Here is an 18,604-nt window from a genome sequence, read left to right on the forward strand (position 1 = left end):
CATCGCGCGGGCGACAGGGGAGGCAACGAATCACCCAACCGACCTCGCTGACAACAGGGACTCGGTCCCCTCGTGAGGGGGTGGTCTGGGGTACGCTGTGGGGGAATCTCTTCAGCGAAGGCACGCCACCATGACCGCGCAGCTCCGCGACACCGTCGAATACCGCAAGCACGCCTTCGAGCTCGCGGGGGTCCGTGGCTCCAGCCTGTTCGAGCCATCGACCCAGGGGCTGACTCCCGCGGCCATGTCGACGGCCTGCCAGCGAGGCTTCCTCTGTCTGTACCGCGTCGCGGAAAAGCGGCTCCAACTGGAGGAGCTGCGCATCGGCCTGTCGGCGCAGGAGGAGCAGGCCGTCCAGGAGGGCCGGGGCACGCCGCTGTTCGGCCAGCTTCCCGCCTACGTCAGCGAGACGCACGAGCGGGTCATCTACACGCGCTTGCGCGCGCCCGTGGCCTTCACCGGGGGTCTGCTGGTGGTGGACGGCTTCACCCGAGGGGTGCCCGTCCAGGACGGACTGCACCCCGCCTGGAGTCGCAAGCGCATCCAGGAGCTGCTGTTCGAGGGCGGGCGTCTGGTGGAGGAGCGGGACTGCGGGGAGGTGATGACGCGCGTGCGCGAGCGGGTGCGCGAGAAGTCGCTTCAGCTGGACCTCGCGGCCCACCGGGCCCAGCTCGCGGAGTGGCTCACGGACGCGTTCCGTCTGGACTACGGCTCGGCGACGTGGGCCGCGCCGCGCGGAGGATGAACTGGGGGAGCAGCTCCTCGCGGAACTTCCTCCAGAGGGCCACGTGGTTGTAGTTGCCCGCGGTGAACATCACCACGAGGTCCAGCTCGGGGACGACCATCACCAGCTGTCCGCCGTTGCCGCTGGCTTCGTACTGCGAATACACCCGGTCGCCCACGCGCAGCTCGTGGCGCCACCACGCATAGCCGTACGTCCTGCCGGGCTCCATCGTCGCGTGGAGCGCAGTGGAGCGCTCCACCCAGCGCTGGCTCACGACGCGCCGTCCGTTCCACACGCCGCCCGACAGGTAGAGCTGTCCGAGCTTCAGCGCGTCGCGGGGCCGCATGAAGATGCCGCCCCCCAGGTACTGCTCCCCTGAAGGCATCAGGTCCAGGTGGTAGCCGCGCAGTTGGAGCGGCTCGGCGACGTTCCGGGTGAAGAACTCCGGTATCCACGTCCGCGTGGCCTTGCGCAGCACGCCGCCCAGCAGGTTGATGTTCGCCGAGCAGTACACGCCCTTCTCGCCCGGCGCCCGCGTCATCGGCAGGTCCAGCGTGTACTTGTACCAGTCGGGCACCGTGTCATCGAGGCGCTCCTCGTTGCCCGGAGAGGCCTCGTCGTCGTCGTCACACGCGAGGCCCGTCGACATGGTCATCAAATGCTCGACGGTGAGCTTGCGCTTGCGCGCATCCAGGTGGGCGAGCTTCCCCCGGTACTCGGGAAACAGGGAGACCACCGGCGTGTCGACAGTGAAGGGCGCACCCTGGTCCAGGGCGATGCCAATCAAGAGGGGCGCATGTGTCTTGGACGCGGAGCGCAGGTCATGGGGCCGCTCCTTGTCGAAGCCCTGGAAGTACTCCTCGAGCACCAGCTTCCCATGGCGCGCCACGAGCAGCCCCTGGATGGCGGGCGCCGCGTCGGGGCCGGGCTGCTGGTCCAGGATGCGCTGCACGAGCTCGCGCAGGGGCTGGACGTCCATGCCGACGTCGTCGAGAGAAGCCGTCGTCCAGCCATCCTCCTCCGCGATGGGTTTTTCATACACGTACGCGCCCGTCGCGGGGATGCGCGGATGGAGGCCCACGGCCTGGTCCCGCTCCCGGGGCGTGAAGTCGAACGTGGCGTCCAGCGGTGGGTAGAACAAGGACAGCCGCCGGGCCTGGGCGTCGAAGCGCCCTTCGAGGCGCGTGGTGCCCCGGGTCGCGACGAGTTGGACGAGGCCGTCCTGGACGCTGACGCGAAACAGCAGCCTGTTGCCGAAGTTTCGCTCCGGATTGCGGATGAAGGCGCTCAGCGTGCCGTCGGCCTGCTGCTGGATGACCAGATACAGGGAGAAGCGGTCCTCGAGCGGGGCGACGTCGCCCCGCCAGATGTTGGCCCGGAGGGCACGCAGCTCCACCGGGGTGGCGAACTTCATGCCGCTGGTGCGCACGCGCGGCTGAATCCAGTGGCCGCTGATGCGCTGGCCGTCGTCCGAGAGCGTCCCTCGCAGCTCGCCCTGGCCGCCGGGGAGGATGAAGGAGACCGCGTTTCCCTCCAGGCGCGCGGGCACGTCGAAGCCCGCGATGCGTGCGCGCCAGGCGTGCGCATCGCGCGTCAGCGTCAGCTCGCCCCGGACCTCCGGACCCAGGACGCGCTCACTTCCCCACGTGCCCACCAGGGCCTGCGCCGGGTCGGCTGGCGCGGGCGCCGCACCCGTGAGCCATGGGAGCCAGGCGAGGAGGAGCCAGAGCGTCGATGGAGCCAGGGAGGTCGAGTCGCGATGGGAGGCCATGCCGCGACGCAAGCTACCAGAGGGCCTCCGCCGGGCCAGGCCGGTTGTCACCTGCGTGAGACACGTCACAGCCGTGTTCCGGGCGTGTCATCCCGTGAGCCGCGAGAGGACAGGAGCCCTGGAAAATGGGAGGCGCGCCCCGCCTGAAACAGCCTGCCAGGGGTATCGGGCAAGCTGGTAGCGTGCCGCGCATGGCGAGCAAGAAGAAGTCCACGTCGAGTGAGTCCCCCGTGGCGGCCTCCTGGAGCCAGGTCGGCAAGTTCCTGGGAACGCAGTGGCCGTCGTTCGTTGAAAAGCATTCGGCCGGAAAGAAGCCGTGGTCGCGAGGGGGGCCCATCAGCGACGCGTTCGCGTCCTGGGGGCAACCCCTGCCCAAGGATTTGACCCAGTTGCTGCAGCCGCTGGCGGAGTGTGAGCCCCCGCCGCTCGAGGAGCTCACGCTCGGCTCGGATGCTCCGCGGACGACGCCCGGCAACCTGATGGAGCAGCGCATCGTCGCGGCCCAGAGCTACCGGCCGCTCTGGAAGGAACTCACGGGCGGCTTCGTCGAGATTGGCGCCACGTCCTCGGGTGACCTCTGGCTGTATGCCCGCGAGCCCCAGCGTGGAAACGCTCGCGCGCAAATCTATCTCTACAACCATGAGACGGATGGAATCGAGGAGCCGCAGGCCGAGGACCTCGACGCTCTCGTCTTCCGCGCCGCGCTCGTGCGGGCTCATGCGCTGGGTGAGGTCGACGCGGAGACGTTCAAGCAGGCCCGTCAGAAGCTGGACACGTGTGTCGGAGAGCTGGGCTTCGAGGAGACCCTGGCGGGAGTGAAGCCCTACGTGGCCAAGGAGGAGCCGGCCTACAAAAACGACCTCAGGGCTGGCTGGCTGGTGACGTTGCTGACGGAAGTGGGCGCGTCCGACGCGGAGCTGCGCGGAGCCTTCGACGTCGAGATGAACCCGCCGCTCACCGAGGAGCGACTCGCCACGAGCGCGGAGCGGTTCAAGACGTATCCGCCCGCGGCCTTCTACTTCTGCATGGCGAGCTTCTTCGCTGGCGACGAGGCGCGGCTCACTCAGGCTCTGGAGCTGTGCCGGCTGAGCGATGCCCCCCTGGTGAAGGACCTGGTCGCGCTGATGGAGGAGCTTCGCGCGGGCCGCAAGCAACTGGGCGCCATCTCCGACGTCCAGGCCCTGCGACAGCGGGTGATGGGACTGGCGCTGTGGGACGAGGAGGGGCGTGCGCGGGCGAAGGAGAAGGAGGCCGCGGCGGCGGCGGTGAAGGTCGCGAGCGCCGCGCGAGAGGGTTCGCTCGACGCGCTCGCCTGGGAGGCCGTGAAGGACCCCGCGCTCGGCGCCGCCATCCAGGAGGCCTATGCGGCGGACCCGTCCATGCAGGCCACCGTCGCCCTGATGTCTGCGTGGAAGGACGAGGAGAACTACCGCGACGAGGGGGTCATCGCGGAGCTCATCGCGGAAGGAGACCGTCGCGCCACGCCGCTGCTCATCTCCATCGCCCGGTACGGGGAGGGTGGCGAGGACCTCATCGCGCTGGAGGTGCTCGCGGCGTGGGCCGAGCCTCGCGCCGTCGAACTCGTCCGTGACGCGGCGTTCGCCGAGGACCGCTTCCACCTCAAGCGCCACCTGTTCATCCAGCTCATCCAGGCCCTGGGAGACAAGGCGAACACGAAGCACCTGCTGGCGGTGCTGCGCATGTATCCGCTGAAGGACGGGGATTCGGAGCGCAACCGGATGCTCGGCGCGCTCGTCTTCGCGCTCGGCGAGCTGGGGGACCCGGCTGTCGGTGACACGCTCCTGCGCTATCTGGAGCGCACGGTGGACGCCGTGGGCAAGGAGGCGCCCATCTCCTTCTCGGAGGCCGTCTGTTACGCGCTGGGCGCGGTGGGGGAGACCCGGGCGCTGGCGCCCCTGCTGGCGCGCTTCGAGGAGAAGCCGTGGAAGCTCTCCAGCTCGCCCGCGACGTGCTTCGCGCTCGGTCGGCTCGCTGGAACCGCCGACCCCGCGTCGCGCGAGAAGGCCCTCGCGTTGCTCGAGAGCAACCGCTTCTCGAAGGGGTTCTTCATCGACGTGAACAAGCAGAAGCACCCGAATACCATCGCCGGGCTCTTCCGCGACGTGGGCGGCCTGACGGTGGCGGCGTCGGGTCAGTTGATGCTGGAGGTCGCGATGGCCGGGCTCACCGAAGGCGCTCGGCGCGAGGAGGCGCTGGCGAACCTGCGCGAGCTGGTGACGGGCGTGCTGACGCAGTGGGAGGCGCGCTCCTCCAAGTACTGGACGGGCTATGACGGGTACGCGCTCCTGGCCTGGGCGCTGCTGGCGCTGCGGGCACACCAGGACCTGGGCCGCGAACTCGCGCGTCCGTTCGTCACCTCCGACGTGCCGCTCGTGCGCCTGCTGGCGAAGCAGGTCGTGGGCGCATAGGCCGCACCGCGCGGGGCCTGGGGCCGGGCATGGGTGTAAAGCCCGGCCCCGCGGGCTTCGCGGCGTTGCTTTTGGATGGGGACTACTTCGGCCCTTCGCGGAAGATGGCTCCCGCGAGGGTGGCCGCCACCGTCACGCCGGCGAACGCCACGAGCGCCGCGGAGACGAGCGCGAACAGCATGGGCAGCCCCGCGCCGAAGTACACGACGGCGACCCAGCCCACGCCCGCCGCGATGACCATGCGCGCGGTGCCCGCGAGCACGGGCCAGAAGACGCGCGCCACGCCCTGGGCCGCGAACCCCAGCACGAAGCCCAACCCCAGCAGGCCGTAGAACGGCGCGACGATGCGCAGGTACGTCACGCCCGGCGCCAGCACCGCCGCGTCCTTGCTGAAGAAGTGCAGCCACGCATTCGGCGCCACGGCGGCGAGCAGCCCGATGGACCCCGCCACCCCGAAGCCCAGCCACGCGCCCACCCAGGCCGTGCGCCGGGCGCGCTCCCAATTGCCCGCGCCCGCGTTGGTGCCGACCATCGTCAGTACCGCCGTGCCCAGGCCGAAGAGCAGCGGCACGAGCAGGTAGTCGAGCCGGGCGGCGATTCCGTAGCCCGCCAGCGCCTCCACGCCGAACAATCCCACCGCGCCCGTGACGATGATGACCGTCAGGTTGGGCTGCACCGCGCTCAGCGCCGTCGGCAGGCCCACGCGCAGGATGTCTCGAATCAGCCGCGCCTCCAGTCGCACCGGCGCCAGGCGCAGCGAGGTGCGGCCCGAAGCCAGGTGCCGCAAGAGCCAGAGCGAGGCCCCCAGATAGAACAGGACCATGGCCAGCCCCGCGCCCGCGATGCCCAGCGCGGGCAGCGGCCCGGCTCCGAAGATGAGCACGGGGGAGATGACCACCAGGATGCCCGCGCCGGCCAGTGTCACCGTCGCTGGCAGCTTGACGTTGCCCGCGCCGCGCAGCGCCGCCGCGAGCAGGTTGACGACCCAGAAGGGGATGGCGCCCGCGAAGAGATAGTTCGAGTACCGGACCGCCGCCTCCAGCGCCCCCTCCGCGCCCCCCAGCGCCCGGTAGAGCGCCGGTCCGAAGAGCCACGCGAGCACGGTGGAGGCCAGCCCCAGCCCCAGCCCCATCACCACCGCGTGCCACACCAGCGCGTCCGCGTCCTCCTTGCGATTCGCCCCCGTCGCGCGGGCGACCGCGGAGGCCACTCCGCTGCCGATGCCACCGTTGGACATCATCGTCATCAACATGAAGATGGGGAACACCAGCGACACCCCGGCCAGCGCGTCGGTGCCGAGGAAGCTCACGTACCAGGTCTCCACCACCCCGACGAACGCCTGCGCCACCAGCACCACCGTGGTGGGCACCGCCAGCTTCAGCAGCGTCGGGAGGATGGGGGCGTTGAGCAGGGCCTCTCGGATGCCGCTCGCTCCCCCGGGGCTCGTCCCGCGCTCGCTGCTGGCCTCGGTGCTCAAGGGGACCGCGCTCTTCAGCTGCATGGGGTAGCTCCCGGGTGACGTATGATGAGCGTAATATGGTCTTACGGGGGCTCGCAGTGAAAAACGCGCCAGGGCTCAGGTCAGCACGAAATCCTTGTCCGGGAGCAGGGGCGGAGGGAGCGGCTCTCCCGCGAGGTCCATCACCGAGCGCTCGATGGCGCGGGTCATGGCGTCCAGCGGCAAGTCATTGGGTTCGGTGCCGAAGGGGTCTTCCAGCTCCGCCGTCACCGTGTCGAGCGCGATGAAGGTGTAGGCGACGAAGACGGAGACGAGTGGCGTGGACCAGCCCAGGCTGCCGGTCAGCGCGAAGGGCAGCAGCAGGATGTAGAGGTACACCGTGCGATGCAGCATCACGCTGTAGACATAGGGAATGGGCGTGCCGGCGATGCGCTCACATCCGCCGAGCACCTCCGAGAGCCGGTCCAGGTTGTCGTCGAACGAGGTCACGAGCACCTCGCCCAGGCGGCCCTGGTGGCGCAGGCGGGCGACCCACTCGGCCAGGCCGAGGACCACCCGCGCGGGGCGGTGCTCCGCGGCCACCACGCGCTCGCGCACGCCGGAGTCCAGGGCATCGAGTGGCACCGAGGTGCCGCGGAGTTGGTGGTTCAGCGAGACGGCCAGGGCGCGGAGCAGGTCCGTCACCTCGCGACGCTCCTCCAGGGAGAGCGCGGGGGAGGGATGGGTGAGTGCCTGTCTCATGAAGGAGCGCGAGACAATCATCAGCGAGCCCCAGAGCTTGCGGGCTTCCCAGAAGCGGTCATACGCGGTGCTGTTCCGGAAGCCGAGGAAGATGGCCAGCGCGACGCCGAGCAGGCCGAGGGGGCCTTCCCGCAGGTTGAAGGGATGGGGGCCGGTGGCCACCGCCAGGCAGGCGAGCGCCAGGAAGAAGCCCAGCCGAGGCAGGATGCGGGGGACGACGGAACCGCGCCAGACGAACAGCATGCGAAGCCAGTGCATTCGCGGACGAACAATCATGCGGCCCCACTAACCATGGCCGAGGGCGCTCGTCGACCACGGAGCCAGAGGACACGGGGTGGGGTTTCGGGCCATCGCGCTTGAAGGGGCGGGTTCGGGGATTCGCGTCGACGCCTGCTTCGCGGCGGCCGAGGTCGCGAGCCCTGGGCCGAGGGTCGGGCGTTGCCTCATTGGTGGAACGTGGACACGCATCTCCTCCAAGAGGTCACGGTCCATTTCGTGGGCGGAAGCGCTCCGAGCGACGCATGGGTCGCGCGGCCCTGGACCGACGTGGAAGCGCGACGGTTCGCCCTGGAGGTCGGCTCGTGATTCGTCTGAGCAACAGCACCCTGGTGTCCCTTCCGGCCGGCGTGGAGCGCCCCACCTATGACCGCACCCGGGTGACGCCGGGCATCGCCCACCTGGGGGTGGGCCAGTTCCATCGCGCGCACCAGGCGCTCTACCTGGACCGCTGCCTCGCCCTCCCCGGGCAGGAGCGCTGGGGCATCGTCGGCATTGGCGTCCTGGATGGAGCCCGGGAGCGACACAAGGCGGACGCGCTCCACACGCAACAGGGCCTCTACAGCCTGACAGAGTTTCCCGCGCGGGGACGTCCCACGGTGCGCGTGGTGGGCTCGCTGGTGGGCTACCTCCATGCCCCCGAGGACCCCGAGCGCGTGCTGGAGCTGCTGGCGGCTCCGGACCTTCGCCTCGTCACCCTCACGCTCACGGAAGGGGGCTACAACCTGGACGAGGCAGGGCAGTTCCTGCTGGAGACGCCCGCCGTCGCGAGGGACTTGGACAGCCAGGTGCCGACCACCGCCTTCGGGCTCGTCACCGAGGCGCTGCGTCGACGGCGCGAGCGGGGCCTGGGGCCCTTCACCGTGCTGAGCTGTGACAACCTCCGTCAGAATGGCGAGGTGGCCCGGGACGCCTTCCTGTCATTCGCCCGGGCCCGGGTGCCGTCGCTCGCGAACTGGATGGAGGAGCACGTCACGTTTCCCAGCGCCATGGTGGACCGCATCACCCCCGGCGTGGCGGAGCACGAGGCGGCCCGGCTCAACGAGGCCAGCGGACTGGATGACGCGCTGCCGGTGTACTCCGAGTCGTTCATCCAATGGGTCATCGAGGACAGGTTCTGCGCCGGGCGGCCGCCACTGGAGCGGGTGGGGGTCCAGTTCACCGACGACGTCGGGCCCTATGAGCAGGTCAAGCTGCGGCTGCTGAATGCCTCACACAGCCTGCTCGCCTTCCCCGGCCTCCTGATGGGCTACCGCTTCGTCGCCCAGGCCATGGAGGACCCCGCGCTGGTGTCCTTGCTGCAAGCGTTCCTGCGCGAGGACGCGGAGCCGTTGCTGCATCCGCCGCGAGGGTTCTCCGTGCGGGACTACGGCGACACGGTGCTGGAGCGATTCAGCAACCCCGCCATCAACGACCAACTCCTGCGCATCGCCAGCGACAGTGCCTCCAAGCTCCCCCTCTTCGTCCAGCCCACGGCGCGCGAGGCGCTGCGCCAGGGCCGCGACACCCGGCGCATCGCGTTCCTGCTCGCCGCGTTCTGCGAGTACCTGCGGGGAGTCGACGAGCGCGGCCATGTCTTCCTTCCCCTGGAGCCGCACCTGACGGGGGCCGAGGTGAGGCGCGCGCACGCCACGGACTTGAAGGCGCCCCTGGGCCTGGAGCTGTTCCAGGGGTGGGGTCTGGCTGAACATCCCGGGTTCGTGAAGGACTGCGTCCACTTCCGACGAGAGCTGCGCTTCAAGGGCGTCTCGGCCACCCTGGCGGAGCTGGCGCGGTCGACGGAAGCGGCCTCGGCTTGAGCGCTGGCGAGGGCCGGTATGTCAGGCCCTCGCCTGGCCCACCATGACCGACGCGCCCGTCCGCTTCCGTCGACCCGCCCCGGTCGAATCCAAGACCGCGAGGTCGGAGGGGAGGCAGACCCCAGGGAGGTGTCGGTGTGGCGCGCCTGCCAGTGCCCGAGTCACGGGGCGCCGGAACTCAAGGGGATTCTGGTCGACGCTGAACTCAGCAGCGTGATTGCAACGGTTGTTTGGTGGCGTGAGAAGAGGGCTTCATGATGACCGCGGGCGTTCGAGCGCGCTTTCGCGCCGCGCCTGACTGGAGTCCATCTCGATGCGAAACCTCGTCAGTGGGTGCCGCCGTTCCCTGGTGGTGGCCCTTGGGTTGTTGCTGGCCTCGTGCGGTGACGCGCCCGTCGAAAGTCCGGCCCCACCGGAGATGGCACCCCACCTCCCCAGCACCCCGGATGGACAGGTGCATGCCATGTCGTTGCAGGCCTTCATCGTCTGTGACCCGCCGAATGTCTTCACGTCGTGCGAGGGGTACGTGACAGGGGGCGTGGCGCCCTACACCTTCTATTTCGGGCGGAACATCATCGAGTACGAGACGGGGCGGCAGTACTCGGTGACGGGGCCGGGCACGGGGGGCTGGTATCCCTATGGCTGCACGCCTCCTTCCGAAGAGCAGCCCGCGACCTTCGACGAGCAGCCGACCCTCCGGGTGCGCGACGCGCTGGGCAACTACTCCCCGCTGGTGACGGACTCCTATCGCGCCTGCCACGCGCCGTAGTGGGCGCCGCCGGTGCGCGCTACTTGCTGTCGAGCGTGAAGACGCCGTCCCAGTCCTCGGGCGGCGGCGTCACGAGCAGGGTGTCGCACCGCGCGGCGAAGCGCTGGGAGGGAGGGTCCTCGGGCGAGGCGAGGAACACCGCGCGGGCCTCGGTGAAGCGCCGGGCCCGGTAGAGCGCGAGGCCCTCCGCGAAGCGGACGAGGTGCGGCGCGGGAGAGGTGCCCGCTACGCCCACGAGTTCGAACACGCGGACGGGCTGCTGCTTGCCTTTGACGCGCAGCAAATCCAACTCGCGGGCCAGCACCACACCGCGGGCGGCGAGCAGCGTGTCCTCGGCGACGAGCGTGCGGGTGCCGTAGACCTTGGCGGCACCCTCCAGGCGCGAGGCGAGGTTCACCGTGTCGCCGATGACGGTGTAGTCCTGGGCCGCGCTGGAGCCCAGGTTGCCCGCCACGGCGTGGCCGGTGTTGATGCCGATGCGGCAGTCGAGCCTGGGCAGCCCTCGCGCCTCGAACACCGGAGACAGCCGGTCCACCACCGCGAGCAGGTCCAACGCGGTGAGGCACGCTCGCGCCGCATGGTCCTCCAGCGGGAGCGGCGCGTTCCAGAAGCACATGATGGCGTCGCCGATGAACTTGTCGAGCGTGGCCCCGTGCTGGGTCAGCACGCCCGTCGCCTGCTCGAAGTAGGTGTTGAGCAGCGCGACCAGCTCCTCCGGGCTGAGCTGCTCGCTCATCGAGGTGAAGCCCACCAGGTCGCTGAACAGCACCGTGAGCAGCTTCCGCTCGCCTCCCGGCGCGGCCTTCTCCGGATTCTTGAGCAGCTCGTCCACCACCTGCGGCGCGAGGTAGCGCTTGAAGAGGCCTTTGATCTGATCTCTCTGTCGCAGGCCGCTGACCATCTCGTTGAACGCCTGCGCCACCCGGCCCACCTCGTCGGTGCCGCGCACGGGCACCTCGACGGTGAGGTCTCCCAGCCGCACGCGCCCCGCTGCCTCCTCCAACCGCACCAGCGGCGAGGCCAGCCCGCGCGCGAGGAAGAAGGCGGCCGCCAGCGCGAACAGCGCGATGCCCACGGCCGTGGGCACCAACCACAGTCGGAAGCGTCGGAGGATGGGCTTGATTTCAGCGTCGAAGTCCCGGAGGACGAACACCTGTCCCATCCGGGCCCCGTCCACGCCGAGGAGCGTCCCCTCGCGCACCAGGTAGTGCGTGTCGCCGAGGTACACATCACGCGCCTGCCCGGCCTCCAGCTTCGGACCGTCCAACCGCGTCTCCAGCGGGAGCTGGGACGCCGTGGCTCCGTCCTCCGCGCGGACAGCGAAGCTGGCGCGGGTGTCCGCCATCTGCGGCCCCGGTGCCCTGGGGGCCATCGGGTCCTCCAGCAGCACGTCCTTCACCCACTGGCCCGACAGCACCACCCCCACCGGTTCGCGCGAGGCCCCATAGGCGGGCTGCGCATGGACGAGCAGCAGGTCCCCCTCGCGCACCTGCTCCAAGGGGATGAACGTGAAGGGCAGGGAGCGCAGCTGCGCGGGAGACCAGAGCGCCGACGTGGGACCGCGCCTCAGCGCGGTGTCGAGCAGCGGCAGCGCCAGTGGCTGGTCCCCCAGTTGTTCCGGCTCCGCGCGGGTGTAGACGAGCCGCCCGCTGGCGTTGAAGAAGGCCCAGGGAGGTTCACCCCCGAACGCGTCGGTGTCGGCGGAGGAGATGACCTCGCGGGCATAGCGGATGCCGTCGGTCTCCGCCGTCTCGTCTCCGAGCCCGGCCTCGGCGTCGAGGGAGTTGACCGAGAGGGACATCCCCCTGAAGGAGTGGTCCATCGTCCGCGCCTCGGCCACGTCGCGGATGCGCTCCTGACTGGCGCGGGCGAGCTGCTGGAAGGCCACCAGCGTGCGCTCCAGGTCGCTGGCGATCTTCTGCTTGGCCGCCGCCTCCACCGCGAGCGTGGTGAGCACGAGCGCCGCGACGAGCGCCGCGCCTGCGAGCGCCATGAAGGCGAGAACGAGCTTCCGGGTCAGCGTCACCGCGCGAAGGATAGCCGCGCCCGGGCGCTCCCCGCGAGTCTAGGGGCCCTTGCCGGAGTAATCGGGCCGGGGGCCGTACTTCTTGCCGTGTTTGTCCAGGTGGGTGTCGTCGGCGCGCGTCTCGGTCAGCTCGAGCGTGGCGGTGGCGGTGCCTCCCGACTCAACGACGACCTCCACGCGGGCGATGTTGCTCTTCTCGTCCCGCCGATGCACGGCGAAGAGGGGATGGCGTCCGGGAGGCACGCCTCGCAGCTCGAAGCGCCCGTCCTTGTCCGTCACCGCGAAGGCGCGGTTGGGCACCACCACCACCGTCGCCACCATCTGCTCGTGGATGTCGCAGTACACGTCGATGATGCCCGTCTTCTTGAAGGTCTCGACGTAGGCCTCGCCCGGCCGGTTCTTGCCCGCGTCGAACCTGCGCGCCACCGAGCGCGAGAAGACGTTGTGCAGCACCACGTCCCGGTTGGAGAACTCCACCTTCTGTCCCGCGACGATGGGCAGCACCGAGGGGAAGAAGGTCTTGTCCCGCTGGCTCATCTTCGCCACCTCGGCGGGGGGCTCCTCGGTGTAGCCGGTGAGGTAGACGACCACGCCGGAGCGGTCCGCCTTGGGCGTCGGCTTGCCGTCCGGACCGATGACGAGGATGCGCACCTCTCCTCGCACCGCGCCCGGCTCGGCGCTCGCGAGGGACGCGGTCAGCAGGAGCGACAGGAGGAGCGACTTCACAGCGCCACCGCCCAGATGAGCCTCGGCATGAAGCGAGGGGTTTCGTCGGTGATGCCCGTCAACCCGACGAAGGTGCCGGCGGTAATCCACATGCGCCCGAACGTCCAGGCCACGCTCGGACCGACGAAGAGGTGCGGGTCGCCTTTCACGTCCTTCAGCCCGAACTCACCGAAGGACTCGAACGACAGCCGCAGCTCGTCCGGGATGACGGGATAGGAGACGCCCGCGGAGTACGTCCCGAGGATTTGGACCGGGGCGTCGCCGCCGCGCAGCCCGGGGATGCCCACCTGTGCGCCCAGGTCCAGCGCCACGCGCAGCCCGCTGTCCCACTGGTAGGAGCCGACGAGGTCGGCGTCCACGCGCGACGGGCTCGCCTCGCGGATGGACTGGTGCCAGACGGCGCGGATGAGCGGTTGGAACGCGCGGTCATCGCCTCGGGGAAAGAGGCGGTAGCGGAAGTCGGCCTCGAAGGAGTCCAGCTCCGTGATGTCCCGGTTGGCGCGCACCTGGAAGGGGATGGCGAGCTCCAGGTGCTGGCTCAAGCCGATGACGGGCCCCCACCAAATCCAGTAGACGGAAGGACGGTCCGGGAACGCGGGCGCGCGGCTGCGGGCCCACAGCCACTGCTCCAGCTCGACGTCGCCCTTGGGCACGATGTCGGTGTCGAACGTCCAGATGAAGGGGCGGCGGCCGGCCAGGGCAGGCTCGGCCCACGTCACCCCCAGGATGCATGCCACCAGCGCCAACCAGCGGACTGCTCGCATTCGCGCTCCCCACCCCGGGCGACAGGGTGCTCGTGCTGGTGCCTAGCACACCACGCCCGGAGGTGGGACCGACAGGCGATTACAACCGGTCGCTGATTCGCTGCTGCAACAGCCAGTCGTAGAGCTCCAGGGTGGCGTAGGCGGTGTCCCACGTCGCCTCGTTGTGGCCTGCGTTGGGGATGATGGTGACGCGCATCTTGCTCTCACCCGGGCCGCATTTCGTGTCGAGCCACGTCTTGACGCTCGTGGCGCGGGATGGCGTGTCCAGGGCGCCGTGGAAGGCCCAGATGGGCAGCGGCTTCAGGTTGCAGATGTTCGCGTTATTGGTGGGCGTGGAGGTGATGGAGATGGGGACGATGGCCGCCAGTTGGCTGGTGTGGTTCATGCCCAGCTCGATGCTGATGTTGCCGCCGCCGCTCAGGCCGGTGACGTAGACGCGGTCCGAGTCCACGCGGTAGTCCTTCTTGGCGTCCTCGATGAGCGCGAGCAGCGAGGGCGCGGCGAACCAGCCGGTGCCCGCGTTGTCGAAGGGGAGGCGCTGATTGGGCGAGATGACGATGGCCTTCATCGCGGCGCGGAAGCTGGCGGAGGAGAATTGCCGGGCCAGGCCCTCCGGATTGCTCAGCACCGCGGTGCGGTCGACGGTGAGGGTGCTGCCAGCGATGCCGTGCATCCCGATGATGAGCGGCCAGCGGGTGGTGCGGTCATTGTTGTACTGCTCGGGCAGGAAGAGGGCGTAGTCGTAGCGGACGTTGCGGACCAGCGTCTGCTGTCCGGCCGCGCACGTGGTGGGGCCGGTGGGAGTGGCGGCCGGTGTGCCCATGAGCTTCAGCTCGCGCAGCCGGCAATGGGGCTTGTCCTTGCACACCACCCGGACCTGCGTGGTGATGACGGGCATGGTGAAGGTGAGCGTCTTCTGCGTGGTGCTGAGCGGGTTGCCGTCCACCGCGGTGCCAGGAATGGTCTTCCAGCAGCCGCCATTCCAAGCCTGCAACTCGAAGGCGGGCATCGCGTTGGTCGCGGTCGCCGAGGTGCCCAGGTGCAGCTCCGCGCTGCTCACCTCGTAGGCGCCCTGGAGGTCCACGTCGAGGTAGTTGTGCGTCTGGAAGTGGAAACCGGACTCCCACCGGGTGGCGAGGTCTCCGTCCACCGCGTTCGCCGGCGGGAAGGATGTGTTGAAGGAGCCCGCGGTGGCGGGTTTCTTGAACGCCACGTCGGTGAGCACGGCTGGCGGCGCCGTCACCGTCACGCTCACCTCGTCGGAGGCCGTGGCTCCGTCGTCGTCCGTGGCGGTGAGCCGGAAGACGAAGACGCCGGCGGACAGGCCCGCGACGCTCAAGGAGGCGGTGGTGGTTCCGCTCAGCGTGGCCGAAGGGCCGCTCACCTGCGTCCAAGCCAGCGACGTCACCGTGCCGTCCGCGTCGGTGGCTCCGCCGACCAGCGTCACGCTGGTGGTGGGCAGCGTCAGCGACCTGTCCGCGCCCGCGTCGGCCACGGGCGGGATGTTCACCTGCGTCGAGTGGGGCGTGCCGAAGACCCACAGCTCCTTCACCCGGCAGTTGTCCGCGAGCGGGTCCCTGCACGAGAAGCGCACCTTGTTCGCCGTCACCGGCTGCGTGAAGGTGGTGGAGACCGCGATGCTCGTGTTGGCCGTCTGGCTGGCGCCGGGGATGGGCTTCCAGCCCGTCCCGTCGTCGTAGAACAGCTCGTAGCTCTGGATGACGCGGGTGTCCCGGAAGCCGGTGTAGAGCTCCATCCGGACCAGGTCGAACGTCCCCTGCAGGTCGATGTCGAGCAGGCGCGTCTGGTTGTAGATGCCAGGGCACCAGCGCGACGTATCGGTATTGATGTCCCCATCCACCGCATACTCCGGACGGAACGGGTCCTGCGTGGAGCTGGCCGTGGCCGGCTTGTTCAGGGTGACGTTGATGATCTCGTCGATTCTGGCGCGCTGCTGCGCGGGCTGGAGGGCGCGCTCGTCGCCCTCCGGTGCTCCGCAGCTCACGAGCGCACTCGCCACCAACATGCTGATGAGGGATTGAAGCCGTCGCAAGGTGTCCTCCTCGGGATGGGGAAGAGGACATCTTGCATCAGTCACAGGGTTTCAAATCCGCAAAAGTTGTTATTCGTGTAATTCGCATGTAATGTCATGTCACCACTTGCCGGCGTGTGCGCCTCCGTCCACGTGGAGGACTTCGCCCGAGACATAGGTCGCGCCGTGAAGGTAGAGCACCGCGTCCACCATCTCCGCCACCGTGCCGACCCGGTGCATGGGGGACATGGTCCTGAGAAAGGGATGTTTGTCCTGGGAGTGCATGGGCGTGTCGATGGCGCCCGCGGCCACGGTGTTCACGCGGATGCCCTGGCCCGCGTATTCGATGGAGAGCGCGCGGGTGGCGGTCTCGAGTCCGCCCTTGGTCAGGATGGCGAGCGCTCCGGAGACGCCCGAGATGGGCTGCCCCACCAGGGACGTGCCGATGTTCACGATGTGCCCTGCCTTCCGGGGCACCATCCACCGGAGGGCCTGCTGGCTCATGTGGAAGAAGCCCGCGATGTTCGTCGACACCAGCTGGGCGAAATCGCTCTCGTCATAATCCGTGAAGGGTTTTGCGATGAAGAGGCCCGCGTTGTTGATGAGCAGGTCCACCTGCCCGAAGCGCGACTCCGCGACCTCGAAGACCTTCCTCGCCGTCGCCTTGTCCCCGACATCGCCGTCCACGAGCGCCAGTTGCTCCGTCGGCACGAGCGAGGGCTCGCGCGACGTCTGCCTCGCCGTCCCCACCACCGAGAACCCTCGCTCCAGCAGGGCCCGGGTGAGGCCCAGACCAATTCCACTCGACGCACCCGTGACGACCGCGACCTGTGAACCCATGGCTTCGCTCCGTGAACGGGCGAAGAGCCCGTCTCGACGGGCCTAGGTCGTCATGCGCCGGACTGTTACAGGCCGTCGCTCCAGGAAGAGGAGGCCACGACTCCTGAACGCCGCACCTGTACCCGCGTCCCTGTAACCGGGTTCCGCAGCCTGCGTAGTTGTAGGTATCCCACTTTGTACGAGGTGACGTCATGGCTGGTGTTCCTTCTGTTGGCGGCAATACGGCGGAGTCCACTCGCAAGCGCATGGAGGTTGCCCGCAAGGCCCAGGCGGACCAGGGGGCGAGGACCGAGAAGGCCAGGCCCAAGACGAAGCCGATGGAGTTCACCTCGGCGTACGAGGGGCCCAAGAAGACAGGGGCGGAGAAGCTCACGGGGGAGACCTCGAAGGCGCCCGGCACACCCGTCCCGGAGGCTCCCTCGGACCCGAAGGCCCGCGCGGGATGGTGGAAGGGCCTTTCGCCAGCCCAGAGGAATCAGGCCATCGCCTCCGACCCGAAGAAGATTGGCTCCCTGGATGGACTGCCCGCCGTGGCGCGCGACGCCGCGAATCGGACGCAGTTGAGGAATGAACTCACCCAGCTCAACACCGAGGGTGAGAAGGCGAAGGCCGATTTCCTGAAGTCTCCGTCCTTGAGACCCTTGGACCGGACACTTGCGACGAATCAGCCCGTCGAGAACTTCCTCTCCGAGCAGAAGCGGAACCAGCTCAAGAACGCCCGGGCGGTCGAGGGACAGCTCAACCGGTTGACGAGCGAAAAGGTGCCGTCGCAGTTGCTTGTCTATGACTCATCCTTCGTCAAGGGCGAGGGGCGCGCGGCCATCGTCGCCGGCAACCTGGACACCGCCAGGCACGTGGCCTTGAGCGTTCCGGGACTGAGTTCGGACGTGCGCGACGATATCGACAACCTCACCACCGACGCGCTCCGCCTGCGCAGAGCCGCGGCCGACAAGAAGGACGACGTCGCGTCCATTGCCTGGATGGGCTACGACGCACCTACGCCGTCGAACGTCGCGGTCGATAATGCCGCCCATAACGGAGCCAGGCTCCTGGCCTCGGACGTGGCGGGTATCCAAGCCAGCCGGAGTGACAACCCGCCGCACCTGACGGTCATTGGCCATAGCTATGGCAGCACGACGGCATCTATCGCCGCCGACAAGCACGGCCTGCAGGCGGATGACCTGGTGCTCATTGGCAGCCCCGGCGCGGGCACGGCGAAGACCGTGAAGGATTACGACCCGAAGCTGTCCAACGGACACGTCTGGTCAGGCTCCGCGAGCACGGACCGGGTGACCTGGGCCAATGGGAGCAACATCCCTGGCGACCCGCTGGGGCAGGACCCGACCGAGGACAAGTTCGGGGCGCAGCGGTTCATCGCGGAGGCAGGCAACCCCGACTCGATCTTCAATCCGCTGCGCGATCATTCGCAGTACTACGACCCGGGCACGCAGTCGTTGAACAACCTGGTCGACATCGTCACGGGCAACTTCAACGGAGTGGAGCGAGCCAGGCATCGCTATTCGTACAGGGACAGGTACTCCCGCCACCGTGTCGCGGACCCCGAGGCGAAGCGCCCCAGATGAAGCTGTCACGTGCTCTCCGCGAGCATCGCCCCACTCCCGGCAGTCACCTTGCGTCGTCGTATTCGAAGGAGCAGTGGCGCAGTTGCTCGCGGGCGCGGTGGAGGAGGACTCGGACATAGCCGTCGGAGATACCGAGCAGCTTTCCCACCTCGCCGCTGGGCTGTTCATCCAACAGACTGAGCATGACCACGCGACGCTGAAGCTGGGCCATGCGGGAGATGCACCCGTGCATCCAGGCCAGTTGCTCGGTGCGGGAGATGAGCTCCTCGCTCGTCACGGTGTCCTGTGCGGCCTCCCCCGCTTCGAGCAGCAGTCGCGCCTTGGACTGGCGGGAGTGTTTGCGTCGGCGGTTCATGAGGTTGTGGCGGAGGATGACCGTCAGCAGCTTCACCGAGTCGTCGGAGTCCCGCGCGATTTCCCGCGCCTCCGGGAGGCGGAAGAACGAAAAGAAGCTCTCCTGGACCGCGTCGAGCGCATCCTCCGCATCCAGGCCCCGACGGCGGGCATGGGTGAGCAAACGCTCCCGGTGCTCATGCACCAGCTCCGCCACCCACGACAAGAAGCCGGGGGAGATGGGCGGCGAGGCGGGGAGTTGGGAGATGTCCTTGGCCGTCACGTTCCTGCTCCTGAAGAGGGTCTCAGCCCCCCTAGGTCTCCAGTAGCGG

At 68.9% G+C, this 18,604-nt stretch carries 14 protein-coding genes; 5 read left to right on the forward strand and 9 right to left on the reverse strand.

Annotation, left to right across the window (positions count from 1 at the left end; translation table 11 throughout):
* Positions 1-130 precede the first annotated feature (130 nt).
* A complete protein-coding gene (locus tag HUA76_RS14285) occupies positions 131-745 on the forward strand; it encodes a hypothetical protein (protein WP_174461137.1) in 615 nt (204 codons plus the stop codon).
* Here the strand turns inward: HUA76_RS14285 and HUA76_RS14290 are convergent.
* Complete coding sequence (locus HUA76_RS14290; protein WP_174461138.1) at positions 684-2,495, reverse strand: serine hydrolase; 1,812 nt, start codon at positions 2,493-2,495, stop codon at positions 684-686. The genes HUA76_RS14285 and HUA76_RS14290 overlap by 62 nt on opposite strands.
* 191 nt (positions 2,496-2,686) lie before the next feature.
* Here HUA76_RS14290 and HUA76_RS14295 point away from each other — a divergent pair, with 191 nt between their 5' ends.
* Complete coding sequence (locus HUA76_RS14295; RefSeq protein WP_174461139.1) at positions 2,687-4,924, forward strand: HEAT repeat domain-containing protein; 2,238 nt, start codon at positions 2,687-2,689, stop codon at positions 4,922-4,924.
* 82 nt (positions 4,925-5,006) lie between these two features.
* Here HUA76_RS14295 and HUA76_RS14300 read toward each other — a convergent pair whose 3' ends face one another.
* Positions 5,007-6,425: an MATE family efflux transporter gene (locus HUA76_RS14300; RefSeq protein WP_174461140.1), complete on the reverse strand. Its 1,419-nt coding sequence runs from the start codon at positions 6,423-6,425 to the stop codon at positions 5,007-5,009.
* A 75-nt stretch (positions 6,426-6,500) separates the two neighbouring features.
* Positions 6,501-7,400: a bestrophin family protein gene (locus HUA76_RS14305; RefSeq protein WP_141640830.1), complete on the reverse strand. Its 900-nt coding sequence runs from the start codon at positions 7,398-7,400 to the stop codon at positions 6,501-6,503.
* A 305-nt stretch (positions 7,401-7,705) separates the two neighbouring features.
* On the opposite strand from HUA76_RS14305, the gene HUA76_RS14310 reads away from it, so the two are divergent.
* Positions 7,706-9,199 (forward strand): mannitol dehydrogenase family protein, encoded by a 1,494-nt coding sequence (locus tag HUA76_RS14310; protein ID WP_174461141.1) that lies wholly within the window; start codon positions 7,706-7,708, stop codon positions 9,197-9,199.
* A gap of 313 nt (positions 9,200-9,512) precedes the next feature.
* Positions 9,513-9,968 (forward strand): hypothetical protein, encoded by a 456-nt coding sequence (locus HUA76_RS14315; RefSeq protein WP_141640832.1) that lies wholly within the window; start codon positions 9,513-9,515, stop codon positions 9,966-9,968.
* A gap of 19 nt (positions 9,969-9,987) precedes the next feature.
* On the opposite strand, the gene HUA76_RS14320 is transcribed toward HUA76_RS14315, so the two are convergent.
* From HUA76_RS14320 to HUA76_RS14340, 5 genes are all read right to left on the reverse strand, one after another.
* A complete protein-coding gene (locus HUA76_RS14320; RefSeq protein WP_174461142.1) occupies positions 9,988-11,994 on the reverse strand; it encodes an adenylate/guanylate cyclase domain-containing protein in 2,007 nt (668 codons plus the stop codon).
* A 39-nt stretch (positions 11,995-12,033) separates the two neighbouring features.
* Positions 12,034-12,720, reverse strand: a complete 687-nt coding sequence (locus HUA76_RS14325; RefSeq protein WP_246136958.1) for a carboxypeptidase regulatory-like domain-containing protein — start codon at positions 12,718-12,720, stop codon at positions 12,034-12,036.
* Positions 12,717-13,484, reverse strand: coding sequence for a hypothetical protein (locus HUA76_RS14330; protein ID WP_141640834.1), 768 nt, complete (start codon positions 13,482-13,484; stop codon positions 12,717-12,719). The genes HUA76_RS14325 and HUA76_RS14330 overlap by 4 nt, the downstream gene beginning before the upstream one ends.
* A gap of 79 nt (positions 13,485-13,563) precedes the next feature.
* On the reverse strand, positions 13,564-15,537 hold the full coding sequence (locus HUA76_RS14335; RefSeq protein WP_174461143.1) for a discoidin domain-containing protein: 1,974 nt from the start codon (positions 15,535-15,537) through the stop codon (positions 13,564-13,566).
* 99 nt (positions 15,538-15,636) lie between these two features.
* Positions 15,637-16,356, reverse strand: a complete 720-nt coding sequence (locus tag HUA76_RS14340; protein WP_141640836.1) for an SDR family NAD(P)-dependent oxidoreductase — start codon at positions 16,354-16,356, stop codon at positions 15,637-15,639.
* A gap of 191 nt (positions 16,357-16,547) precedes the next feature.
* Between HUA76_RS14340 and HUA76_RS14345 the strand changes: the two genes are divergently transcribed.
* Positions 16,548-17,939 (forward strand): alpha/beta hydrolase, encoded by a 1,392-nt coding sequence (locus tag HUA76_RS14345; protein WP_174461144.1) that lies wholly within the window; start codon positions 16,548-16,550, stop codon positions 17,937-17,939.
* Between the two features lie 43 nt (positions 17,940-17,982).
* On the opposite strand, the gene HUA76_RS14350 is transcribed toward HUA76_RS14345, so the two are convergent.
* Complete coding sequence (locus tag HUA76_RS14350) at positions 17,983-18,555, reverse strand: sigma-70 family RNA polymerase sigma factor (RefSeq protein ID WP_174461145.1); 573 nt, start codon at positions 18,553-18,555, stop codon at positions 17,983-17,985.
* Positions 18,556-18,604 lie beyond the last annotated feature (49 nt).

This window comes from Myxococcus sp. CA056 (genome assembly GCF_013336715.1).
Taxonomy (GTDB): domain Bacteria; phylum Myxococcota; class Myxococcia; order Myxococcales; family Myxococcaceae; genus Myxococcus; species Myxococcus llanfairpwllgwyngyllgogerychwyrndrobwllllantysiliogogogochensis.